Origin of the sequence: Maribacter sp. Asnod2-G09 (assembly GCF_045063795.1) — a bacterium.
GTDB lineage: Bacteria > Bacteroidota > Bacteroidia > Flavobacteriales > Flavobacteriaceae > Maribacter.
Map to the genome: position 1 here is coordinate 996712 of NZ_JBEFOA010000004.1, position 25905 is coordinate 1022616.

Annotated in this window: 15 protein-coding genes; 13 read left to right on the forward strand and 2 right to left on the reverse strand. The window is 35.0% G+C overall.

Features of this window, described 5'->3' with window-relative positions; all coding sequences use genetic code 11:
- Positions 1-23: 23 nt before the first annotated feature.
- Together ACJJVT_RS11345 and ACJJVT_RS11350 are read right to left on the reverse strand one after the other, a co-directional pair.
- Positions 24-1670, reverse strand: coding sequence for a UxaA family hydrolase (locus tag ACJJVT_RS11345; protein ID WP_405398751.1), 1647 nt, complete (start codon positions 1668-1670; stop codon positions 24-26).
- 4 nt (positions 1671-1674) lie between these two features.
- Positions 1675-2685, reverse strand: coding sequence for a zinc-binding alcohol dehydrogenase family protein (locus tag ACJJVT_RS11350; RefSeq protein WP_405398752.1), 1011 nt, complete (start codon positions 2683-2685; stop codon positions 1675-1677).
- Between the two features lie 328 nt (positions 2686-3013).
- Between ACJJVT_RS11350 and ACJJVT_RS11355 the strand changes: the two genes are divergently transcribed.
- From ACJJVT_RS11355 to ACJJVT_RS11415, 13 genes are all read left to right on the forward strand, one after another.
- Positions 3014-7246 (forward strand): two-component regulator propeller domain-containing protein, encoded by a 4233-nt coding sequence (locus tag ACJJVT_RS11355; protein WP_405398754.1) that lies wholly within the window; start codon positions 3014-3016, stop codon positions 7244-7246.
- A 152-nt stretch (positions 7247-7398) separates the two neighbouring features.
- Entirely contained in the window at positions 7399-8919 is a 1521-nt protein-coding gene (locus ACJJVT_RS11360) for a sulfatase-like hydrolase/transferase (RefSeq protein WP_405398756.1), read from the forward strand.
- Between the two features lie 17 nt (positions 8920-8936).
- Positions 8937-11435, forward strand: a complete 2499-nt coding sequence (locus tag ACJJVT_RS11365; RefSeq protein ID WP_405398758.1) for a glycoside hydrolase family 2 TIM barrel-domain containing protein — start codon at positions 8937-8939, stop codon at positions 11433-11435.
- Positions 11435-12823, forward strand: a complete 1389-nt coding sequence (locus tag ACJJVT_RS11370) for a sulfatase-like hydrolase/transferase (RefSeq protein ID WP_405398759.1) — start codon at positions 11435-11437, stop codon at positions 12821-12823. Before ACJJVT_RS11365 ends, ACJJVT_RS11370 begins: the two co-directional genes overlap by 1 nt.
- 12 nt (positions 12824-12835) lie before the next feature.
- A complete protein-coding gene (locus ACJJVT_RS11375) occupies positions 12836-14425 on the forward strand; it encodes an arylsulfatase (RefSeq protein ID WP_405398760.1) in 1590 nt (529 codons plus the stop codon).
- A 225-nt stretch (positions 14426-14650) separates the two neighbouring features.
- Entirely contained in the window at positions 14651-17527 is a 2877-nt protein-coding gene (locus ACJJVT_RS11380) for a sugar-binding domain-containing protein (protein WP_405398762.1), read from the forward strand.
- 21 nt (positions 17528-17548) lie between these two features.
- On the forward strand, positions 17549-19384 hold the full coding sequence (locus tag ACJJVT_RS11385; protein ID WP_405398764.1) for an arylsulfatase: 1836 nt from the start codon (positions 17549-17551) through the stop codon (positions 19382-19384).
- A 108-nt stretch (positions 19385-19492) separates the two neighbouring features.
- The gene (locus ACJJVT_RS11390; RefSeq protein ID WP_405398766.1) at positions 19493-20080 is read left to right on the forward strand and encodes a Crp/Fnr family transcriptional regulator; all 588 of its coding nucleotides are present in this window, start codon (positions 19493-19495) and stop codon (positions 20078-20080) included.
- 73 nt (positions 20081-20153) lie between these two features.
- Positions 20154-20642 carry a heme-binding protein gene (locus ACJJVT_RS11395; RefSeq protein WP_405398767.1) on the forward strand — a complete coding sequence of 163 codons (489 nt, stop codon included), beginning with the start codon at positions 20154-20156 and terminating at the stop codon, positions 20640-20642.
- Between the two features lie 22 nt (positions 20643-20664).
- Positions 20665-22191 carry a Dabb family protein gene (locus tag ACJJVT_RS11400; RefSeq protein WP_405398769.1) on the forward strand — a complete coding sequence of 509 codons (1527 nt, stop codon included), beginning with the start codon at positions 20665-20667 and terminating at the stop codon, positions 22189-22191.
- A 13-nt stretch (positions 22192-22204) separates the two neighbouring features.
- On the forward strand, positions 22205-22924 hold the full coding sequence (locus tag ACJJVT_RS11405) for a 3-ketoacyl-ACP reductase (protein WP_405398771.1): 720 nt from the start codon (positions 22205-22207) through the stop codon (positions 22922-22924).
- Between the two features lie 80 nt (positions 22925-23004).
- Positions 23005-24648 carry a sulfatase-like hydrolase/transferase gene (locus tag ACJJVT_RS11410; protein WP_405398773.1) on the forward strand — a complete coding sequence of 548 codons (1644 nt, stop codon included), beginning with the start codon at positions 23005-23007 and terminating at the stop codon, positions 24646-24648.
- Between the two features lie 183 nt (positions 24649-24831).
- Positions 24832-25887 carry a glycoside hydrolase gene (locus ACJJVT_RS11415; RefSeq protein ID WP_405398774.1) on the forward strand — a complete coding sequence of 352 codons (1056 nt, stop codon included), beginning with the start codon at positions 24832-24834 and terminating at the stop codon, positions 25885-25887.
- Positions 25888-25905: the final 18 nt, after the last annotated feature.

Consider the following 25905-nt stretch of genomic DNA (forward strand, 5'->3'; position numbering starts at 1 on the left):
TTACTTGTATTAAATTGAAAAGTCTATAAAGAAACTCCTCTTTTCCACGGAATAAAGTCATTATTACCATGGGCGACCGCTTTTGAAGCAATCGTACCACTGGCTACTTGAATAATATATTCAAGAATTTTCTCGCCCATTGTTTCTATAGAATCTTCACCACTTATAACCGTACCGGCATTGATATCAATAATATCATTCATACGTTCGTATAAAGAAGTATTACTTGACATTTTTAAAACTGGTGCTACCGGGTTACCTGTTGGTGTGCCTAAACCAGTAGTAAAAACAACCACATTACAGCCCGAACCAACTAAACCGGTTGTAGATTCAACATCATTACCTGGGGTACACAAAAGGTTTAAACCAGGTTTGGTTAACTGTTCTGTATAATCTAACACCTCTACAATTGGCGAAGTACCACCTTTTTTAGCTGCACCGGCAGATTTCATGGCATCTGTTATGAGACCATCTTTAATATTACCAGGAGACGGATTATTTTCAAAACCAGAACCCACGGCAACAGCTGCAGCAGAATATGCACGCATTAGATTATAAAACTTTTTAGAGTCTTCATCAGTAATACATCTATTAATCATTTCTTGCTCAACTCCATTCAACTCTGGAAATTCTGATAATACAGGACTACCCCCTAAGGCAACCAATAAATCTGATGCATACCCTAAAGCAGGGTTGGCAGAAATACCTGAAAAACCATCTGACCCACCACATTCTAAACCTAGAACCAATTTACTGAGCGGTGCCGGTTTTCTAAAGATTTCATTAGCATCGATTAACCCCAAGAAAGTTACTTTAACAGCTTCTTCAATAAAATGACGTTCGCTTAAACTTCGCTGTTGTTCTAAATAATGTACGGGCTTATCACTATCGATTGCGTTCAATGCATTTTGAAGCATTGAAATCTGTGCATTTTGGCAACCTAAACTCAGTATGGTCGCACCAGCCACATTTGGGTTGGTGATGTAACCGGCTAACAGCTTGCATAAGGTTTCAGAATCTTGCCGAATGCCTCCACAACCGCCATCATGCTTTAAAAATTTAATTCCGTCAACATTCGGGAACACCCTATTTTTCGCCATTTCTTCATGGGTAGCAATTATAGGTGTGCTTAATATTTTATCTCTTGAACTACCTAATTTATATTGTTGAATTAAAGCATCTGTATCTACAGAAAAGTCTTTCGTAGTTTGGTATCCTAATTTTTCTGATAGAGCAGCTTCAATTACATCTAAGTTTCTATTTTCGCAAAATGTAAGCGGTATAACTAGCCAATAATTGGCTGTACCTACTTTACCATCTTCTCTATGGTAGCCGTTAAAAGTTCTATTCTCAAATTTAGAAACATCTGGCGCCTGCCAATTAAACGCAACTTTAGTTTCATTAAATTCTGCAGAAGCATGTTTTACGTTTTCTATGGTGATAGCACAACCAGCAGCAATAGTGGTCATTGCTTTACCAATTAAAACGCCATACATGAAAATGTCATCACCCAAATTAAAATCGACCAAGGCAAACTTATGTTTTTGCTTAATATGCTCGATTAAAGTAACCTCTTGATCTGCAATAGTAACAACCTTACCCTTCTCTAAATTAGTGATGGCAACGATAATATTATCTTTCGGATCTATTTGAACGTAACTTTTTTGCATTATTTCAATTAAAATTAACTGTTGCTTTTATTACCCCTGTTTCTGGTTTTAACCAACTATCAAAATTTTCGATCATTTCTGTAAAGGGGACCGAATGTGTAATAAATGATGCCGTTGGAAATTGATCTAAAACATTAATAACATGTTCAAAATCTTCAGTAGTAGCATTTCTGCTACACATTAAAGTCATTTCTTTAGCATGTATTGCCGGGTGCGTATAGGTGAGTTCACCTTTTGAAAGTCCTACTAAAACAAATCTACCACCGTGCGACATATATGCCGGGCACATTTCTAATGCCCCCTTGTGACCAGAAGCATCAAATACGGCCGTACATAAATCTCCGTCAGTAATTCCAGAAATTTGTTTTACGGGATCTTCGCTTACATTAACAATATAATCTACCCCTATTTTATCTTTTGCATACTGCAAACGTTGCTCGTTCATATCTAATGCAATAACCTTTGCGCCTGCAATCTGTGCTAATTTCATAATTCCTATCCCAATTGGTCCACAACCAACAACGGCAACTGTTTCGCCAGGTACAATATTGGCTCTTCTAACAGCATGTGCACCAATTGCCAGTGGTTCTACAATAGCCATTTCATCATCGGTCAAATTATTGGCTAACAACAGAATATTGGTGGGTACGGTAATGAACTCTTGCATTCCACCATCGGTATGCACGCCCAAAACTCTAATATTAGTACAACAATTTGTTTTTCCATTTCTACATGCGATACATTCTCCGCAGCTTATGTACGGCATTACTACCACCTTATCTCCTGCTTTAATTCCACGCTCATTTTCTTCAATCTCAACAACTTCTGAAGCTAACTCATGACCTAATATTCTAGGGTATGTAAAAAATGCTTGATTACCACCGTAGGCGTGTAGATCTGTACCACAAATACCTACTTTTTTAATTCTCAATAAGGCTTCATCTTTCTTTCTTACAGGTGCTTCTTTTTCTTTTAAAATAAATTCACCTGGCTTTTCACAAACTATATATTTCATTAATGCGGTATTAGTAACGTTTGAAATTGTATTGAATATAGAATTCAACTTTCACTTTATAGACCGTAAAGTTCGTGTATAAAGCCATTTTGAATTATAGCAAATGATTTAAAAGCTAGAACATATGATGTTTAATAGGAAGTACTACTTTTAAGAATTAACAAATAACCTCTGAAAATCAAATACTTACAATAAAACACAATATAACTTATGTCTACCGTTAAAAATATCAATCATAAAATTTCATAGCTTAATTGATATATTTGTCAGTATGACCAATCTCCCCTATAAATTAAGCTCGACTAGGAGTTCGCTATATTTAATTTTTATGCTGATCTTCGGATTAGCACATACCTCTTACGCTCAAAATTCTTTAAAATTTGAGCATTTAAATACAGAGAACGGATTATCGCAAAGCGATGTAAATACAATTATTCAAGATGATAACGGTTTTATGTGGTTTGGAACACATGATGGGTTAAACAGATATGATGGTTATAATTTTACTGTTTTTAAACCAAACCCTGAAAAGCCGAACAGCATTAGCAGCAACTTAATTTGGAAAATAATTGATGATAGATCAGGTAATTTATGGATAGGAACTACTGGTGGGGGTTTAAATTACTTCGATCAAAAAACTGAAAAATTCAAACATTTTAAAAGTGACCCTGATGATGAATTTACCATAAAAAGTAATTATATCACCTTACTATTTAATGATAGTGATAACAGACTTTGGGTAGGCACCACGAAAGGAATTGATATGGCCGATCTATCAAAGCCAACAGATTCATTAAAATTTGAACATTTCAACTTATATCAAAACAGCAATTCACCTACTAGAAACAGTAATAATGTAAACACTTTTTTCGAAGACAGTATGCACCAAATCTGGATTGGTGGCATAAATGGTCTTTCTAAGCTATCTAGAGATAATAATGGAGACATGTATTTTCAAGAAGTAAACGAAAAAATCAACTTACCAAACACGCAAGTAAAATCTATTGTTGAAGACACTTATGGGCATTTAATTTTAGGTACTAGTAACGGTCTTTATCGATATTCTCCAAATAAAAAAGAGAATCAGTTACAGTTTTTCTATAGTGGCAATTTTAACACCATTTCAATAAATAACAATCATATTTGGGCAGGTACCGACGATGGTCTTTTAGAGTTTTCTAACCTATCTGAAACAAAATTACCCGAGTTGGTAGGCGAATACAAGTACGACCCTGAAAACCCTACGAACAGTTTAAGCAAAAATGCGGTTAAATCATTATATATTGATCATACTGGTATCATATGGGTGGGTGTCAATGGTGGCGGAGTCAATAAATTTGACCCTCAAAGAAAACAATTTTTACATATTAAAAAGAATCTCGAAGTAGGTAGTTTGAGTAACGATAAAGTTAGGGCTATTCATGAAGATAAAAATAAAAACCTATGGATCGGTACCGAAGGTGGTGGTTTAAACTTGTTAGGAAAAACGGATAAAGAAAGTGATTTTAATCAATTTCAACACTTTACAAAAATCAACAAGGTATTTGCCATTGAAGAAATACAATTAAAATCTAGCACCAAATTATTAGTTGGAGGAGAGAATTCACCAGGTTTATTCGAAATAGACCTTGGCACTGATAAAAAAATAACAGAAGAAGACTTAAAGGCAATATCAGAAGTACCAAGTAGTGTTTTTTCTATTTTACAAGATAAAGAGCATAATATCTGGTTAGGTTTTTATAATGGGGGCATACAACGTTGGCTCATAAAAGAAGATGGTGATACCTTCATTAAAGATAATTTTAAGCATAATACAAACAATGAAACTGGCATACCCAATAATATTATTAGAGATATTTTTCAAGATTCAAAAGGTGATATTTGGTTTGCTACCGGTAATGGTCTAGCAAAACTACCCTACAATCAAATTGATTCTAAGAATCCAAAATTTGTTAATTATAAGAATACGCCTGACGATGAAACTACCATTAGCCATAACTACATTTTATCGGTTTTCGAAAGTAAGTCTAAAGACATATGGGTAGGTACTTTTGGTGGTGGTTTAAATAAGTTTATACCTAGCAAAGATGATAAACCAGACCATTTTAAAACCTATAGTGAAAAAGAGGGGTTACCTAACAATGTTATAAAAGGAATTTTGGATGATAATCAGGGCAATCTATGGCTATCAACCAATAAAGGAATATCAAAATTTAATATTGACAAAGAGAAATTTCAAAATTACGATGTAAATGATGGCTTACAAAGCAACGAATTTAGCGAGCTAGCCGCTTATAAAACCGAAGAAGGATTGATGCTTTTTGGGGGAGTTAACGGTCTTACCGCTTTCTACCCCGAAGATATTATAAGTAATAAAATAAAACCAGAAACGGTTTTAACCAACTTTTCCATCTTTAATAAACCTGTGGCTATTGACACCAAAATAAATGGTCGCGTTATTCTTGATCAATCTATAAATTCTATAGGCGAAATTGAATTAAAACATAATGAAAACAGCTTCTCTTTCGAGTTTGCCGCCTTGCATTATGCCGCTTCCAGTAAAAATAATTTTGCATATAAGTTAGATGGGTTTGATAAAGATTGGATTTACACCTCTGCCGATAATAGGTTTGCCACATATACCAATCTTGAGCCAGGTTCTTATATCTTACGTGTAAAAGCTTCAAACAACGATAATATTTGGGACGAAACTCCTGTTGAAATTAAAATAAAAGTTACACCGCCATGGTGGCAAACCAACCTTGCCAAATTTGCTTATTTATTATTGGCAATAGCATTGTTATATGCTTTTAGAAGATTTACTATGATTAGATCTGCAGAGAAGCATCAATTAGAACTTCGAAATCTAGAAAAAGATAAGAACGAAGAAATTCACCGATTAAAACTAGAGTTCTTCACCAATATATCTCATGAGTTTAGAACCCCGCTTACACTTATAAAAGGTCCGTTAGACTATTTAATTAAAAAAGGAGAAAAAATTAGTACCAAAGAAACAAAAGACCAATATGGGCTAATGCGCAAAAACACAGATTATCTATTACGCTTAGTGAATCAATTACTAGATTTTAGAAAAATGGATCATGGGAAAATGAATCTTAATCTAAGTAAAAGTAATATTGTCGAGTTTTTAAAAGAAGTAGGTGAACCTTTTCAATTTCTTAGTAGAAAAAAGAATATTGAATTCGAAATAAAAGCTTCAAAAGATTCAATTTTATCATGGTTCGATCCAGATGCTGTTGAGAAAATTTGCAACAATCTACTTTCAAACGCCTTTAAGTTTACACCAGAAGACGGTAGTATTTTTCTTGAAATTTTCGATGGTAATGATTTCAATAAACCAAAAGACATTGAGCTTACAGTAGACCAGTCTAAATATGTTGTAATTCAGGTAAAAGATTCTGGCCCCGGTATTCCAGCCCATAGATTACAGCATATATTCGAACGTTTTTACACCGAAATAGGACTAACTACTCATGTAGATAACAAAGGAACAGGTATCGGACTCTCTTTTACCAAAAATCTGGTCGAACTACACCAGGGTATTATAAAAGTTAAGAGTGATTCTGAAACCGGCACTACGTTTTATGTTTGGTTACCCAAAGAAAAAGAAACCTTTGAAAAAACAAAAGAACTCAACTTTCATGAAGTTTTTGAGGCCAATACTTTTATCAGTAAAGATGATGCCGACTCGCATGCCATCAGTTTTATGGATGATATTATTGACCAAAACATGACACGGTCTAGATCTAAACTTCCCTTACTATTAATTGTAGACGATAATCCTGATATAAGATCTTTTATAAAAAAAGGACTGGGAGAAAGCTACTATATCTACGAAGCTGAAAACGGAGAAAAAGGTTTAGAGTTGGCGAATAAATTTATGCCAAATATTGTAATTACAGATTTGGTAATGCCTGTTATGAATGGTATAGAACTTTGTAATAAATTAAAAACAACACAAGAAACAAGTCATATACCAGTAGTAATGCTGACTGCTAAAACATCTCAAGAAAAAGAAATTGAAGGACTAAAAACTGGTGCAGACGCCTATATTAGAAAACCTTTTGATTTAGAGCTATTAGAATTGAAACTTGCTAATATTTTAAAGGATCGCGAAGAACTACGTAAAAGATTCAATAGAGAAATAACATTACAACCAAATGAAGTTACGGTAACCTCATCAGACGAAATATTTTTACAAAATGCAATTGAAATTGTAGAAAAGCACATGATGAATTCAGAATTTAGTGTTGAAATGTTAGTTAAAGAAATGAATATGAGCAGAAGTAACTTGTATTTAAAAATAAAAGAATTGACTGGTCTTTCATCAAGTGAATTTATTAGAAATATTAGATTAAAAAGAGCTGTTCAGCTTTTAGAAAAAAGTGATCTATCGGTTAAGGAAATCATGTATATGACAGGTTTTAACACCGCTTCTTACTTTTCTAAATGTTTCAAAAAACAGTTTGGCGTTATACCTAGCAAGTACATAAGACTAAAGAATACCGATAAAATTTCAAATATAGAACTAGAAGAATAAAACATATGTTATTCTCTAAAAACCATCTGTGATCTCTAGTTGAACTAATAAATGTCACATTTGTAATAAGTGTTAGCATAATGTTATTTGAGTTATTTGTGATGCTCACTTCAATTGAAGTGAGCATTTTTTTTTAAACCATCAATCTGAACATGAAAACAATTCTTCTCTTCCTACTTTTATCTATATTCATCTCTTGTGAAAGAAAGTCTAAAACAGAAAAAGAAAACTCAAAACCCAATATTGTTTTCATATTTACAGATGACCAAACTTATTCTTCAATACACGCCTTGGGTAATTCCGAAATTATCACCCCAAACATGGATGCCATGGTTCATGAGGGTACCACATTTACAAATGCGTATAACATGGGTTCATGGAGCGGAGCAGTATGTGCCGCATCTAGAGCAATGATTATATCTGGTCGTTCGGTATGGAGGGCGAATTCATTTAGACAAAACTGGATCAATAATGATTCTATTGACAAGACCTGGGGCAAGCTATTGGAAAATAACGGGTATGAGACTTATATGACCGGAAAATGGCATGTAGATGCGCCTGCAGAAAGAGTTTTTAAGTACACCACTCATATTCGACCTGGTATGCCCAGAGATGCTTGGGATCATGAAACCATGGTTGCCAAATTCGATTCACTTTCAAAACTCAATAATGCAAAATCAGAAAGCATTATGCCAAATGGGTATAATCGACCGCTTTCTATAAACGATACTACATGGTCACCTACAGATACCTCTAAAGGTGGATTCTGGCAAGGGGGTAAACATTGGAGCGAAGTTTTAAAAGACGACGCAATTGGTTTTATAAACACCGCAAAAAATAGCGAAAAACCTTTTTTCATGTATCTAGCATTCAATGCCCCACATGACCCCAGGCAGGCACCGCAAGAATACGAAGATATGTATGCAATAGATGATATATCATTACCTAAAAGCTACATGCCCGAATATACGTTTAGACATGATATTGCCAACGGAGATAACCTAAGAGATGAAGCTCTAGCACCATTCCCTAGAACAGAACTTGCCATTAAAACCCATACAAAAGAATATTACGCAAGCATTACCCATGTAGATGCTCAAATCGGTAAAATTATATCAGCTCTTAAAGATTCTGGTAAAATGAACAATACGTACATCATCTTTACGGCAGACCATGGCTTGGCTATGGGTAGACATGGCTTACTGGGCAAGCAAAGTTTATTTGACCATAGCATTAGGCCACCCATGATTATTTTAGGGCCAGATATACCTAAAAATAAGAAAAGTGATACAGATGTATATTTACAAGATGCCATGGCAACTTCATTGGATATTGCCGGCGTAGAAAAGCCAACTTATATTGATTTCCATAGTTTTTTAGATATCGCAAAAGGAAAAGAAACTAAAAGTAAATATGATGCTATTTACGGTGCCTATTTAGATGTTCAAAGAATGATTCGTAAAGATGGCTACAAGTTAATGGTCTTTCCAAAAATAAAAAAACTACTTCTTTTTAATTTGTCTACAGATCCAGAAGAAATGAACGACATTTCAGGTCTACCTGAGCAACAAGAAAGAGTTACATCGCTATTTCAAGACTTACAACAACTACAGAAAGAAATGGATGACCCACTTGACATCACCGATTGCTTTTCAGAAAACCAAACCGATTAATCATAGAAACCAAAGAAATGAAGCTATTTAAAACTGTAGTATTTCAAATAATTTTATTAGCACTTGTAGTAACCTCTTGCCAACCCAAAGAAGATAAGGTAATTGCCGACATAGAATTTAATAAAGATTGGTTATTTGTTAAGGATACAATTGAAAATGGAGAAAGTGTAACCTTAAAAGATGAAAATTGGAAAAAAGTGAACGTACCACATGATTGGGCTATAGAAATGCCTTTTGACAGTTCTAACAATGCTCGAAATGGCGGATTAACAATAGACGGAATTGCCTGGTACAGAAAACATTTTACCATAGAAAAAGAAAATAAGGACAAACAAATTTCAATTGAATTTGACGGAGTAATGGATAATTCTAAAGTATATATCAACGGTAATTTTGTTGGTAAAAGACACTACGGGTATAGCGGTTTCGAATACTATCTAACACCTTATGTTAAGTTTGGCGAAGACAATGTTATTGCTGTAGAATTAGCACCAGAAGTATTATCTGAACGCTGGTATCCTGGTGCAGGAATTTATAGGAATGTACGCTTAAAAATAAATAATGCCATACATATTCCGCAATGGGGAACTTACATCACTACCCCAATGACCACTTCAGAGAAAGCATTGATTAAGGTTGAAACCAAAATTAAAAATGCTTCAGAAAATGCTAAAGAAGTAACTTTAGAAACTACCATTCTAGACACTGAAAATAAAAGTGTTGCCTTAAGTACAACGGCTGTCTCTCTTTTAAAAAAATCTGAAAGCAAACAAGTTCAAGAGATTGAGGTCAGTAACCCAAAACTATGGAATATCGGTATTCCAAATTTGTACAAAGCGGTAAGCCGGGTCAAAATAGACGGTCAACTTGTAGATGAATATGAAACCGAGTTTGGTATACGACACATTGAATTTAAAAAAGAAGGTTTTTATTTAAACGGAAATGCCGTAGAACTAAATGGCGTTTGTATGCACCATGATTTAGGTCCATTAGGTGCTGCCGTTAATTACAGAGCGACAGAACGCCAAATGCAAATTATGCAAGAAATGGGCGCTAATGCATTACGAACAAGTCATAACCCACCATCACCAGAAATGCTGCAAGTATGTGATAGATTAGGAATCGTGGTGATAGATGAGGCTTTTGATGAATGGAAACTACCTAAAGTACCGAACGGGTATAGTAATTATTTTGATGAATGGGCAGAGACAGATTTAAGGGATATGATAAAAAGAGATCGCAATCATCCGTCTGTAATTATGTGGAGTATTGGTAATGAAATTTTAGAGCAAGCAAAACCTGATGGCTGGAAAACAGCTAAAATGCTAAATGATATTTGCCATGATGAAGATATTACAAGACCAACAACGGCTGGTTTTAATTACTATCCTGCCTCATTCACCAACAAATTAGCCTACCAAATTGATGTAGTCGGGGTAAATTACAAACCTGCTTATTATGGCGAAATAAGGGAGCAAAATCCTGAAATGATATTTTATGGTTCAGAAACCTCTTCACAAACCAGTACAAGAGGGTTTTATGAAATTCCGCAAGCCTACAATGTAAACAAAGAAACCAACCAGGTTTCTAGTTACGATGTTACTGTCGGTCCTAATTGGGCCTATGCACCAGATATAGAGTTTGCTGCACAAGAGGCAAATCCGCATTCTCTAGGCGAATTCATCTGGACAGGATTTGATTACTTAGGAGAGCCAACACCTTATGGTGGTAGAGATAATTCTACCAATGGATACTGGAACGACGATTGGCCTTCTCACGCTTCATACTTTGCGCCTGTTGATTTATGCGGTTTCGCTAAAGATCGTTTCTATCTATACCAAAGTCAATGGACAACAGAACCTATGGTACACGTTCTACCACACTGGAATTGGAAAGGAAAAGAAGGAGAAACTATACCTGTATACGCTTACACCAATGCAGATGAAGTTGAGCTATTCGTAAACGGGAAGTCTTTTGGCAAAAAAATAAAAGGCGAAGATTTAACAGATATTTTTACCGAATATAGAGGCTTTTTAGATTCAGGTTATGGCTTCAAAAGAGGTATTTACAAATCTAAATACAGATTATCTTGGAACGTACCTTATCAACCGGGCAGTTTAAAGGTGGTGGCATATAAAGATGGAAAACAAGTAGCAACAATGCAAATAAAAACAGCTGGCAAACCTGCTAAAATATCTTTAATAGCAGATAGAAGCACCATAGATTCAGATGGCAAAGACCTCTCATTCATTACAGTTAGAGTTGAAGACGAAGAAGGCAATTTATGTCCAAACGCTGATAATTTAGTAAATTTTGAAGTTACCGGCAATGGAGTTTTAGAAGCCGTAGGTAATGGGAATTCTGCCTCTTTAGAATCGTTTAAAGAAAAACATATTAAATCGTTCTACGGAAAAAGCTTGGCAATTTTAAAATCTACGGAAACAGCAGGCGAAATTAAAATTACGGCAAGTTCAGGCAATCTAAATTCAACTACCATCACCATAAAAACGAAATAATGAGTAAATACATTTTACTAACATCTATTCTTCTTTTAGTTTTTTCTAGTTACACTACCGTTTTTAGCCAAGAGCAACCAAACATTATCGTAATTCTGACAGATGATCAAGGTTGGGCAGATGTTGGCTTTAATGGTGCCACAGATATTCCCACTCCAAATTTAGACAGGCTTGCAGGCGAGGGTGTAATTTTTTCAAACGGTTATGTTTCTCATCCTTACTGCAGCCCATCAAGAGCTGGTTTGTTAACCGGTCGTTACCAAGCACGTTTTGGTCATGACTGCAATATGCCCTATGATGGGGAAAATGATGCCAGCATTGGTACACCCCTATCAGAAAAAATGATTTCCGAAGCCTTAAAAGATGAGGGCTATAGAACTAGCGCAATCGGAAAATGGCATTTAGGAGACCATCCAGATTTGTATCCTCCTGCTCAAGGTTTCGATCATTGGTTTGGTTTTCCTGGCGGTGGAATGAACTATTGGGGAGAGTCAAAAAATGAAATTCAGACTATTTATAGAAATAGAAAAGCCGTACCCGAAAATGAATTATCTTACTTAACAGATGATTTCACCGACGAAACAATAGCCTTTATTAATAAAAAAGATGACAAACCCTTTTTTATCTATTTGGCATATAACGCACCACACGCGCCTGATCATGCCACAAAAGAATATTTAGAAAAAACGAAACATATAGAATATGCGGGCAGAAGTATTTATGCGGCCATGGTAAATGCTGTTGATAACAATGTTGGTAAAATAGATTCTACATTGGTAGCTAATGGTATAAAAGAGAACACTATAATAGTATTTTTAAGTGATAATGGAGGTAGAATACAACATGCAGATAACAGACCTAACCGAGGGCATAAAGGCATGTTGTTCGAAGGAGGATTAAAAGTTCCATTCTTTATAACATGGTCGAATAAAATAAATGGAAATCAAATTTTCAGCAAACCCATATCCTCTTTAGATTTATTTCCCACACTTTTAAATGCTGCAGGTGGCGATTCAGATAATGAAAGTCAGTTAGATGGTGTTGACTTACTACCCTACATTTTAAACGTAAATAAAGAAAATCCGCATGAGACGTTATTTTGGCGATCATCTGGCAATTTTGAGTATGCCGTGAGAAAAGGAAAATACAAGTTATACAAAAGTGCCTATAAGAATAAAACACTATTATTCGATTTAGAAAATGATCAACTAGAGCGAAATGACATCGCATCGAAACATCCAGAGATTTGCTTAGTTTTAGAACAAGAATACAAAAGATGGGACGCAAAGAATATGGCACCCGGTTGGTTCGATCCTCATGCTAAAAACGTTATTAAAGAGGAAAAAAAATGGGAGAAAGACAGAAACAAATCACTAAAACAGAATTAAAACAATAAATCAATGAATAATATTTTAAAACCAAAAAGTAGTCTTTACAAAATTTGCCTATCTCTTTTAGTCTTATTTGCATTTAGTTGCAAAGAGTCGAATAAAAAAGTAGTAACAGATGGTTCTAAAGAAGTGGAAACTTCTAGCCAACCAAATATTGTGGTTATTTACCTCGATGATTTAGGTTATGGTGATATAAGTGCCAATGGCGCTACTGAAATAAACACTCCTAATATTGATAATTTAGCCAATGGTGGTGTACGCTTTACAAATGGCTATGCAACATCTGCTACATGTACGCCTAGCCGTTATGGCCTTTTAACAGGAGTTTACCCGTGGAGAAATAAAGACGCCCAAATATTACCCGGTACTGCACCATTAATTATTAGCACCGAACAGAAGACCATACCAAAGATGCTAAAGAAACAAGGCTATGCCACCGGTATTGTAGGTAAATGGCACTTAGGTTTAGGTACGGGTAATGTAAACTGGAACGAAAGAGTATCTCCGGGTCCCAATGAAGTTGGTTTTGACTATTCTTATATCATGGCAGCTACCCAAGATCGCGTACCTACAGTCTATATAAAAGATGGTCATGTAGATGGTTTAGACCCTAATGACCCAATAGAGGTAGATTATGCGAACAATTATGGCAACCAACCAACTGGTAAGGAAAATCCTGAATTAACAAGTATGAAGTGGCATCATGGCCATAATAATAGCATTGTAAACGGTATACCAAGAATTGGCTTTATGAAAGGTGGAGAAGATGCAAAATGGAGCGATGTAGATATGGCTGATCACTTTTTAGAAAAAGCACAAGCCTATGTAAAGAATCATAAAAAAGAACCTTTCTTTTTATACTATGCACTGCAACAACCACATGTACCAAGAACACCTCATCCTCGTTTTGAAGGAAAATCTGGTATGGGACCTCGTGGCGATGTCATTCTTGAGGCTGATTGGGTTATAGGTGAATTCATGAAAACAATAGAAGATGAAGGTATTTTAGAAAACACCCTAATTGTTTTTACGAGTGATAACGGTCCTGTACTAAATGATGGTTATTATGATGACGCCGTAGAAAAATTAGGCAAGCATACCCCTGCAGGTGATCTAAGAGGCGGAAAGTATAGTTTATTTGATGCCGGAACCCATGTACCATTTATTACATACTGGAAAGGTACTATTGAGCCTTCCGTTTCAGATGCGCTAGTTTGTCAAGTAGATTTTCTTAGTTCACTAGCGAGTTTAACGGGTAGTACCGAAAAAACAGATGATAGTGATCAAATAATTGATGCCCTATTAGGAAAGACAAAAACTGGTAGAACCGATTTAATTTTAGAAGCAGGCCAAAAAACAGCATTAAGAAGCGGCGATTGGATTATGATTCCGCCTTACAAAGGCAGCGCTTTTAATAATCAAGTTAAAATTGAATTGGGTGTTTCAGAATCATATCAACTTTACAATATAAAAGAAGATAGCGCACAAGAACATAACATTGCAGAATCTAATCCTGAGAAATTGAAGGAAATGATGGCAACCTACCAAAAATTAAGAGGTACCGATAAAGTTGAAATTAAAGAATTAGAATTGAAGTAACCTTTTTACTTTACCATTAACAGACAAAAGACTTTGAATATAAATTCAAAGTCTTTTTTTTATAAATGACTACCACTAATCTAAAACACTATAAACGGGCATTTTTGCCCCTTTAGTTGGTATAAAACAAATAATAAACCATATGTGGTATCATTACAAACATCTCTATTGAGATACCAGGTCAAGAATAAATAATTTTATTTTAAGAAAAATCACACACCTGAAATGAAATTAAACTATTTATTCATTTGTCTTTTAATTGGCAAATTAACACTTGCTCAAACTACACAATTACCACAAGGTTTTGAAACTGGAGACAGAACAAAAACCAATTTAAATATTGGATGGAAATTTCATTTAGGCGATGTAACAAATTCGCCTACAGCAATAGATTTTGATGATAGTAGCTGGCAAAATGTTTCCGTTCCACATGCACCACAATTAGTATCCTATGAAATGGATAGTATTAAAGAAACTTGGGTACAAGAAAAATACCTTCGAGATATTAGTTGGTATCGAAAAAAGATAAATATTAACGCCAAAAGCACAGACAAGGTATTTTTAGAATTCGAAGCAGTTCATAATGCCACAGAATTATGGGTGAATGGTATAAAAGTCGGCGAATACGCAGTCAATGGTTATGTACCTTTTCATTTCGACATTACCGATTATGTTCAATTGGGCAAAGAAAACTCCATTGCTATAAAAGCAGACAACTCGTATAGTCAAGTTATTGCTCCAGACCCACACAGAACCGATTATGTAAAATTCGGCGGAATATATAGAGATGTCTATTTAGTAACCACCAATAAACTTCATGTAAATTATAATTGGGAAGATTTTGATGCCGGCGTGCATATAACAACACCAACAGTTAATAAACATAACGGTACCGTAACAATAAAAACTACCGTGAAAAATGAAAACTCGACCGCTAAGAAAACTAAAATAGCAACCCATATCATAAATAAAGATGGCTTCGTAATTAAGAAATTAATTTCTGAAATAAACATTTCAGCAAATGCTACACATACGTTTAGGCAATCTGCAACCGTAGAAGATGATTACCATTTATGGTCTCCAAACTCTCCTTATTTGTATAGGGTACATTCGGTCATTTATGATGAAGAAACACCTGTAGATTTTGTCGAGAATAGGTTCGGATTTAGAAAGTTCTCCTTAGAAAAAGGTAAAGGGTTTGTTTTAAACGGGGAGCCTTTGTTCTTGGTCGGTGCCAATCGCCATCAAAGCTATCCTAATATTGGTGATGCGGTTCCAAACTCATTTCATTACAACGAAGCTTTACAATACAAAAAAGCTGGTATGAATATCATAAGACTTTCGCATTACACTCAAGATGATGCGTTTATTAATGCTTGTGATGAATTAGGAATCTTTATTTACGAAGAACCATCTACTTGGATAGAATGGGGCGATGATACTTGGTTTGAAAACTTAGAAGATGCAACGAGAACCATGATTCGTAATCATAGAAACCACCCTTCTATTATAGTTTGGGGTGCCGGTATAAACCACAGAGGTCCTGTACCTAGAATGCAAACCGTAGCTAAAGAAGAAGATCCTTTTAGGTTGACCGCCTCTGCCTCTGCCCCTTGGGACGGACCAAAAAATGAAGGTATAACAGATGTACATGCCACTATGGATTATAGAAGAACCGAATTTCCTGAGAGTGCTTTTACCATGGTGATGGAGCATGGTAGTTCACCAAATTCAGAAGTAAATCAATTTCATATATCAAGATACAAAGGCAATAAAAATAATTTTGCCACAATTACATGGTTGGGTGCAGATTACAACCATTTACAGCCCGATATCGTAGATGACCAATGGTCACGAGATTTTATGACCACGTACGGTGTTCTATCACCTTACAGAGTACCTAAACCTGTGTATTATTGGTATCAATCAGAACTGGTGGCAAAGCCTATTGTTCACATTGCTGATGAAACGGCTTCTAAAGATGGAAAAGTTCGTGTATTCAGCAATTGTCAAGAAGTAGCCTTATACCACAACGGTAATTTAGTGGCGAGACAAGTACCGGATAATGACATAACCAAAATCAATCTAAATCATCCGTCTTTTACTTACAAGTACAATTGGAAAGAAGGTACGTTAAAGGCCGTTGGTTATACCAATGGAGAAAAAGTAACGGAATTTACACGACAGAAAGAAGGTAAACCACACCATCTAAAAGTGACGTATAACATTACTGACCAACCTTTCTATGCAGGTGGATCAGATGTAAGATTGGTCTACGCTTCTATTTTAGATGAAAATGGAGAAGTTGTAACCAGTTCAGAAAACGAAGTTAAGTTTTCGGTTTCTGGAGCTGGAGAATTAATAGACAATGGTAAAATTTATGCCAATCCTGCACCAGCATATAATGGTATAGCAGCTATCTACGTGAAAGGAACCAACAACTCTGGCACCATTACGGTTACTGCGAAAGCCACAGGTATAAAGTCTGGAAAAGCAACAATTAGTACCGCGAAATTTAATACCGATGAAATTGCTAATAATGCCAAACCGATATATAACTTTCCCATTAGCAGAGTCGATATTGGTGGAGAAAAACAATTGGTACAATTTGAATGGGAAGAATGGACAGGAATTACCGATAATGATTTAAACTATACCACTAAAGAAACGAATACTCAGGTAGAAATAAGTGCTGACGAAAAGATAAATTGGTTAGGTAATGGCACTAGTATGTTGGGTGATTTGAGTTTTGTCGGCACAGACGGCCTATTTGTTGAGAAAGGAGAAATTCATTTTAAATTAAGCAATTTAAAAGCAGGTAGATATGCTTTAGAAACATTTCATCATGCTAGAAAATTGGATATTAAATCAACCAATGAAATAGAAGTTACGGTTAATGATGCAGATGGTAGTTTCACAAGAACATCAGACGATCATATTGTAAATTACTACGATAATAATAGTAGCGGTGAGCGTCAACCGATTTCTATTAATTCAACCTTGGTGTCAGATGGTTCCAATCTTGTTATTTTAAAATTTAAAAATAAAATCGAAAAAGGAAGCCTCTGGCTAAATGGTTTCGTTTTAAAACAAATAAAATAAATCAACTTAAATTTAAAAATGATGTGTTCTAAAGTAAAATCAACTCTCTTTGTAATTTTAAGCTTCATTTTTGTAACAGGTTGTTCCGATAAAAAACAGCTCAAAAAAGATAAAGAAGAAAAATCAAAACCCAATGTAATTCTGGTAATAACAGATGATCAAGGTTATGGAGATTTGGGCGTTCACGGTAACAAAATCATTAAAACTCCTAATATAGATTCCTTTTATACAGAGAGTGCCCATTTAACTAATTTTCATGTGGGTCCCACCTGTGCTCCTACCCGTTCAGGATTAATGACAGGCAGATATGCAAATAGTACAGGCGTTTGGCATACCGTTGGCGGTTGGTCGTTATTGCGTGAAAATGAAAAAACCTTAGCCGATATGTTTACTGAAGCAGGTTATAAAACTGGTGGTTTCGGCAAATGGCATTTAGGCGATAATTATCCTTTTAGACCAGAAGACCGCGGGTTTCAAGAAACGGTTATGCACGGTGGTGGTGGTGTACAACAAACACCAGACTACTGGAACAATACGTATTTCAACGACACCTATTTTCATAACGGAAAGCCTGAGAAATACGAGGGGTATTGTACCGATGTATTTTTTGATGAAGCTATAAAATTCATACAGACGAATAAAGACAAGCCGTTCTTTTGCTATTTAGCGCCCAATGCGCCTCATGGTCCTTACAATGTACCTACCTCGTATTATGATTTATATAAAGATTTAGATGATAGTATTTTAGCAGATACCCAAAAACGCTTTTATGGAATGATCACGAATATCGATGACAATTTCGGAAAACTTAGAGCTAAACTTAAGGAACTGGAAATAGCAGATAATACTATTTTAATATTTATGACCGATAATGGTACTTCTGCTGGTTACAAAAATAAAAATGGAAAAGTAACAGGGTTTAATAGTGGCATGCGTGGCACCAAAGGAAGCGAGTTTGATGGTGGCCATAGAGTACCGTTCTTCATCTATTGGAAAGACGGAGAAATAAGTACGTCGAAAGATATAAATACCCTTACCGCACAAATAGACATCTTACCCACATTGGCAGAACTTTGTGGTATCGCATTACCGAAAGATCACTTGGCATTGAACGGAAAAAGCATAGTGCCCATTTTAATGGGAAAAGACACGCTACAAAATAGAATGTTAGTAACCGATTCTCAAAGGATTCAAAATCCTGAGAAATGGAAAAAATCGGCAGTCATGCAAGCAAATTGGCGTTTAGTAAATGGGAAAGAGCTTTACAATATTGAAAATGATCAAGGACAAGAAAACGATATTGCATCTAAAAACCCACAAAAGGTCGACGCAATGAAAGCTTTCTATGAAGAATGGTGGACAGAAGTTTCTAAAGACTTTAACGAAGAAATCTATTTTCAGATAGGATCTAAAAAAGAAAATCCAATTACCCTTACAGCCCATGACGTACACGGACCTGAAACAATGCAACCTTGGAACCAGATTCAAATTAGAGAAGGTAAATCCGGTGCCGGTTATTGGAGTGTAAATATCGTTGAAGATGGAAATTACAAAGTATCTCTTAGAAGATATCCAATAGAATCTAATTTAGCTATAAACGTTACTACGCCCAAAATTTCAATTGCTGACGTACCTGGTTTGGAAAAAGAAATTCCTGCGGGAAAAAATTTAGAGTATACCAAAGCCAACATCACTTTTGAAAATCAGATTACAACTGAAACTTCAATCGAAGAAGGCGACACCTCAGCTGTGTTCAACGTATCATTGAAAGCAGGGAAAACAAAATTATCAGCAAACTTTATTGATGCTCAAAACCAACCGAATGTTGCCTATTATGTGTATATAAAAAAAATATAAACTAAGAATAATAAATGTTACTGCACCAATTATTTGACACGCATAAAGCTTATAATGGTACTATTACATTCGATAATTATTGTATTACTTGTGTAATTAGAATAAAATATGATTTACGATTTGTTAATTGAAAATATTACTAAAAACAAAGAAATGTCGATTGCCGAGGCTGAAAAATTTTGTAGTTTTTTTAGTGCTAAAACTATTTCAAAAAAAGAATTTTTACTCAAGCAAGGAGAGTTTTGCAAATTTGAAGCGTTTGTAACTGAAGGATGTTTTAGAGTTTTTTCATTAGATAAAAAAGGGAATGAAAACACATTATACTTTGCCGCCAAAGATTGGTGGCTTATGGATATAGATAGTTTTATGAACCACAAACCATCAGATTTAAATATTCAAGCTTTAGAAGACAGTAAGATGTTGATCATCTCTCAAGAAGACAAAACTACCCTTTATAATGAATTACCTATTGCTGAGAAATTTTTTCGAATCATGTTCCAAAAATCAATTGTGGCTTGGCAGCGAAGAGTGGTTAGAAACAATAGTTTAACAGCAAAAGAGCGGTATAATTATTTTATGACACATTATCCTGAAATTGTTTTGAAACTTACAGATAGACAAATGGCAAGTTATTTAGGCATTACGCATGAGTTTTTGAGTAAAATAAAAAAACAAGATAAAATGCAACAATCATAATCGTGTTGAACTTGTTCAACTATTTTTCAGAAGTGAATTTCAATATTTGTAAGCTTAACTAATAAACGTAATTATGAACTTATTTAAGCAAATTAAAGTGTGGGTTGTCGCACTGGCATTAACAACTATGTCAACTACAACTTATGCTCAAATTACAAATGACATTTCGCACGATGAAGCCTTTGAAATTCTTTTAGCCGCAAAGAAAAACGCTGAAGATTCAAATGTACTAGTAAACATTGCAGTGGTCGATGCAGGTGCAAATTTAAAAGCATTCATTAGAATGGATGATTCTTTTTTAGGAAGCATAGATGTAGCTATAAAAAAAGCAAAGACAGCAAGATATTTTGATATTGACACCGGTAAACTAGGAGAATTAACACAACCAGGTGGTATTATTTACAATATAGAGCATTCTAATGATGGTCTAATGACTTTTCCTGGCGGCTTACCTATTAAAAATAAAGACGGTAAAATTATTGGAGCCATCGGTGTAAGCGGTGGAACAATAGAACAAGATAGAGCAATAGCTACAGCAGGAGCAAAATCTATAGTAGACTAATTATTTACAAAGAACCTTAATCATGAAAATCATAAAATATTTTGCACTAATAATCATCGTCGCATTATCTCAATTTAGCCTTGCTCAAAATTCAGATGATTCGATGCTGTACAGAAAAGACTTCAAAAGTATCACCGGAAAAAACACAGTTTCGGTAACTAGCTACGAAAAAAACGGAATTCATCTTGTTTATGCTGGTGGCGTAGGTAATGTAGATGTATATAGTTTAAATAAAGACGGTATACTTACGCCAATTAGCAACCACGAACTTCATAAGGGAACTGGACCTTCGCGAGGTATGGTAGCCGATAATATTAATGGAACCGACTTCCTTTTTGTGGCAAACAAGCATGGCAATGTAATTGAAACCTTTAAAATTTTAGACAACGGATCTTTAGAACGTGTTTCTCTCGTTGAAGATACGAATGAAACCCATTTGGGAACGGCAATTACATTACAAGTACTACATATAAAAAATGCATCATATCTTTTCATTGGCGGCCTAGAAGAAACACCTGGCTTAAGTAGTTTTAAAATAAAGAACGATGGAAAGTTAACACATGTACAATCTATGAAAGATGATGAAACCATACACACTGATGGAATTATTGGCATGTTTACTCACAAAATAAAAGGTAAAACTTTTTTATACACAGGAGGTTTTCAAGACAATGGTGTAAGTAGTTTCAGAGTCTATGATGACGGAACTTTCAAGAACATAAATAATATTGATGATAATAACACAGATAGATATTTAACAGGAGCATACCCAGTAACAGGAGTAACTTTAGGCGATAATAAATATGTAATTGTAGGTCATAGACATCACAAATATTACGAACGAAATGGCTTTATTAAAAAAACAGACTTTGTGTATCATGGTGACGGCGTAAGTGTATTTAAAGTGAATAAAAAGGGAGCTCTAGTACCACATTTTGTTCTTAAAGATGATGAAACCACAAAACTACAAGGACAAACACGAATTGAAATAGTTTCAACCGATAATAACGAAGCTGTTTTAGCAGTTGGCACAAGAGATGATGCGAGTATTCAATTATTAAAATTAAACGAAGCTGGCATTCTTAGTCCTATCAATTATTTAGAAACAGGATTTTCAATCTATTACGGTTTAAAATCTCATAAAATTGGAGATGACAACTTCTTAATTGCTGGCTCTTTTCGTTTTGATTTAGGAAAAATAGTCTCTTATAAAATTTCACCGAAAATTAATAGAGAAGGCAAGGTTTTAAGACACATCGTAAATCTTAAATATAAAGAAGAAGCTACCGAAGCTCAAATAAATGAAGCTGCTGAAACTTTTGTAAATCTTAAAAACGAAATACCAGAAATCGCCAACATCGAATGGGGTCTTAATGATAGTGAAGAAGGTGCCAGTAATGGTTTTACGCATACGTTTACAATCACCTTTAATGATGAACATGCTAGAGAAATATATCTATTTCATAAAGCACATTTAGACTTAGTTAAAAAGGTAGGTCCAATAATAGGTGGTGCTTTTATTATGGATTATTGGACAGCAATAAATTAATTTTGAAAGAGAAATGGAAAACTTAAAAAATAAAAAAGCCATCATTACAGGTGGTGGTAGAGGTCTTGGTAAAGCGACGGCAATAGCATTTGCCAAAGAAGGTATTGATGTAGCCATTACTGGTAGAACAGAAAGTACATTAAAAGAAACCGTTTCAGAAATAGAAGCTCTGGGTGTTAGCGCTACTTATGCGGTATTCGATGTAAGCAATTATGAGGATGTTAAAACAAGTATTAAAAACCTCATAAACACATTAGGAGGTGTCGATATTTTGGTTAATAACGCAGGTATAGGGGGCTTTGGATCATTTAATGAGATGCCGATTGACCAATGGTCTCAAATTATACAGACCAATCTTATGGGTATGTATTATGTGACTAAAGAAGTTTTGCCGTATTTAATTGCTAAAAATGAAGGCGATATTATTAATGTGTCTTCTACAGCAGGATTAACCGGAAATGCAACTACATCAGCCTATTCAGCATCAAAATTTGCAGTTATTGGCATGTCTGAATCATTGATGAAAGAAGTACGTAAAAACAATATTAGGGTTGTTACATTAACCCCAAGCACCATAGAATCTGATATGTCAATTGAGGCAGGTATTGCAGAAAAGGGTTCAGAAGATAGCGTTTTACAACCCGAAGATTTTGCTGAATTGATTCTTGCAGGGTTAAAATTACCGAGAAGAGCCATGCTAAAAAGTGCATCTTTATGGTCTACGAATCCTTAAAATAATTGCAATTGGTTAAGTAATTGTCAAAATTACTTAACCAATTTCCTATGTAATAATCATCCAATAAAAAAATGAAAATGAAAAAAACGTTTCTATTACTTTTCCTATTAGCCACCATAGTTAAGGCGCAAGACCGACCCAATATTGTTTTCATTTTAACCGATGACCAATCATATGACCTGTTAGGTTGTACAGGTAACCCAATTGTTCAGACTCCTAATATTGATAACATTGCACAAGAAGGCATACTGTTTACGAATGCACATGTTACTAGCGCCATTTGTACGCCTAGTAGAATATCGATTTTATTAAGTCAATACGAACGTAAGCACGGTGTAAATTTCAATTCTGGCACAAGTGTTTCAGATACTGCTTGGGCAAACTCTTATCCTGTTATAATGCGCAATAATGGATATTATACCGGCTGGGTAGGTAAAAATCATGCGCCCGTTGGTAATGGAGGATATGACAGCGGACTCATGGAAAAAAGTTTTGATTATTGGTATGCGGGACACGGTCATTTAGGCTTTTATCCAAAAGACAATCATTCTATTTTTAATGATGCCATAGCTTTTACCCAACCCGAAATCATTAATGAAGGTGTAAATGAATTTTTAGACCCAAATGCCAGAAAACTAAAAGGTGCCGTTCATTTTTTAGAAAATAGACCTCAGAACAAACCATTTATGCTTTCCATCAATTTTAATTTACCACATGGCGCCGGTACCCGTTCTATGGAATTAAAAGAAACCGATGATGCTATTTACAAAACAATGTATCGTGACCTTGATCTTCCTCTTCCTGAAAATTATATTGCAAAGGCAGATATAAAAACACCTAAACTACCTGCAGATCTTCTTAAAACTGAAGACAGGCAAGAAGGATATAATTTTGTAGATAACCCTAAGGACAAGAAGGAACGATACATAAGAGAATTAGAGGCTATGACGGGCATTGACAGACTAGTGGGTAATCTTAGAGATAAACTTAAAGAACTTAAACTAGATAAAAATACGATTATCATTTTCACTTCTGACCATGGTTTATTTGGGGGTGAACAAGGTTTAGGCGGTAAAGCGCTTTGTTATGAGCAAACTACACATGTACCTATAATTGTTTTTGACCCAAATGCAACTAAAAAACAAAGAGGTCTAAAAAGTGATGCTTTGGTACAAAGTATTGATATCGCACCAACAATGCTTTCCTATGCAGATATTAAAGCGCCAGATACCTTTCAAGGTGCAGATATCTCTAGTTTAATAAAAGGTTCAAAAATTGAAGTTCGAGATTATGTATATACCGAAAACTTATGGTCAACACATTTTGGCAATCCTAGATGTGAATCGGTTCAGAACAAAGAATGGAAATATATTAGATACTACAAAAACAATAATTTCTCTGCCTCAAAAGAAATTAAATATGCCAAAGAAATGGGCATACCAATCAAAGAAATGCTTTATAATATGCACGACCCGCAAGTAGCCATTTACAGAGATTACATTGATGCTCCTATAAATGGAGAAGAACCGGTTTATGAAGAACTGTATAACTTAAAAGAAGATCCTAACGAGCTTTATAATTTAGCCGACAGGGATGAACATTCTAAAATTTTAGAAAACCTGAGAGCACAATGGAAAACAGAAATTACTGCAGCTAGAGGTAGCGGCAAACCACAGGTTTTGAGATACACCAATGACGCTTTTCCAAATGCAAAACATTAAAGCAAATATCGAACAATAACTATAAAATCATTCTGTACTAAAATACCGTTGAATTTATTATACTTTTAAGAAAGTACTTTATAAAATTGAACGAATACTTTATAAAACATATGTGTTATACTTCTGAACATTTAATGGTTGAACCAAAATCTATTCAGATTAATTTTATAAAAAAATCAGATAATGTCCGAAACCATCAAAGTACTATCGCTCTTTTTTGCAATTCTCATTTTTGCCTGTAGTAATTCTGATGCTAATGATATTGAAGCTGTTAAGGATATTGAAGTAACCCAAGAAGAAGAAATTGAGGCTCCGGTTGAAGAAATAGAACCAGATACAACTCTTAAACCGACTTTTGTAGCAAATCAAGATCCAAAACACGAAGATAAAAAATGGGTCAAGGTTCATGAACTTTCCGATGAATTCGATGGCGAAGAATTAGACTCCGATAAATGGAACCCAACTCCAGAATTTATTTGGAACGGACAAGATCGAGGTTGGTATGGCTCAGAGAGATCTCTTTTTGAAGCCGATAATGTTAGCACGAGCAATGGTTATTTAAGAATAGAAGGAGAGAAATTTGACAGCCCAAAACATTCACCCAAAGACAACACCAACGAACCGGCAGAACGCAGGTATGGCGGAGCATATATTTATGGTAAAACCTTAGCAGAGCCGGGCTATTATATTGAAGCTCGTATGAAAGCCAGTAAAACGGCTATGTCTGCTGCATTTTGGTTAAAATCTGAAACCAAACCATGTACAGAAAACTTTAATGATGGCGAGAATCTTGAAATAGACATCCAAGAATGTGTAGGTATTTTTACTGGTGAATTAGGTAATGTTTGGACAAAAGATGACTGGGCAGTTACTTCTAATTGGGATAAAATATTTCATTACAATACCCATCGACATAACAGCCCTTGTAACAATATTGGAGCAAGACAGACAAAAGGAGGTAAAACTAATTTTGAAAATAACAATTCTGAAGAATTTCATATTTACGCCGCCTATTGGCACGCAGAAGGTAGTAAAGTTAATTTTTATATTGATGGAGCGTTAGAAAAATCTGTAACACCTGTTATTCCTTTCAATGGATCACTACGGTTGATTATGTCAAGTAATTTCTATGATTGGATAGAAGAAACTACAGCACAAGAAATGGGTTTTGAAAAGCCTTTAGAAGAGCGCTATACAAAATTTGATTGGGTTAGGGTTTGGAAACTTGAAGACATTTAAATTAGCGTGTGTAAGAGA

Coding starts and splice junctions, on each gene's coding strand:
- ACJJVT_RS11345 (WP_405398751.1), bottom strand. CDS start 1,670: ATGCAAAAAAGTTACGTTCAAATAGATCCGAAAGATAATATTATCGTT.
- ACJJVT_RS11350 (WP_405398752.1), bottom strand. CDS start 2,685: ATGAAATATATAGTTTGTGAAAAGCCAGGTGAATTTATTTTAAAAGAA.
- ACJJVT_RS11355 (WP_405398754.1), top strand. CDS start 3,014: ATGCTGATCTTCGGATTAGCACATACCTCTTACGCTCAAAATTCTTTA.
- ACJJVT_RS11360 (WP_405398756.1), top strand. CDS start 7,399: ATGAAAACAATTCTTCTCTTCCTACTTTTATCTATATTCATCTCTTGT.
- ACJJVT_RS11365 (WP_405398758.1), top strand. CDS start 8,937: ATGAAGCTATTTAAAACTGTAGTATTTCAAATAATTTTATTAGCACTT.
- ACJJVT_RS11370 (WP_405398759.1), top strand. CDS start 11,435: ATGAGTAAATACATTTTACTAACATCTATTCTTCTTTTAGTTTTTTCT.
- ACJJVT_RS11375 (WP_405398760.1), top strand. CDS start 12,836: ATGAATAATATTTTAAAACCAAAAAGTAGTCTTTACAAAATTTGCCTA.
- ACJJVT_RS11380 (WP_405398762.1), top strand. CDS start 14,651: ATGAAATTAAACTATTTATTCATTTGTCTTTTAATTGGCAAATTAACA.
- ACJJVT_RS11385 (WP_405398764.1), top strand. CDS start 17,549: ATGTGTTCTAAAGTAAAATCAACTCTCTTTGTAATTTTAAGCTTCATT.
- ACJJVT_RS11390 (WP_405398766.1), top strand. CDS start 19,493: ATGATTTACGATTTGTTAATTGAAAATATTACTAAAAACAAAGAAATG.
- ACJJVT_RS11395 (WP_405398767.1), top strand. CDS start 20,154: ATGAACTTATTTAAGCAAATTAAAGTGTGGGTTGTCGCACTGGCATTA.
- ACJJVT_RS11400 (WP_405398769.1), top strand. CDS start 20,665: ATGAAAATCATAAAATATTTTGCACTAATAATCATCGTCGCATTATCT.
- ACJJVT_RS11405 (WP_405398771.1), top strand. CDS start 22,205: ATGGAAAACTTAAAAAATAAAAAAGCCATCATTACAGGTGGTGGTAGA.
- ACJJVT_RS11410 (WP_405398773.1), top strand. CDS start 23,005: ATGAAAAAAACGTTTCTATTACTTTTCCTATTAGCCACCATAGTTAAG.
- ACJJVT_RS11415 (WP_405398774.1), top strand. CDS start 24,832: ATGTCCGAAACCATCAAAGTACTATCGCTCTTTTTTGCAATTCTCATT.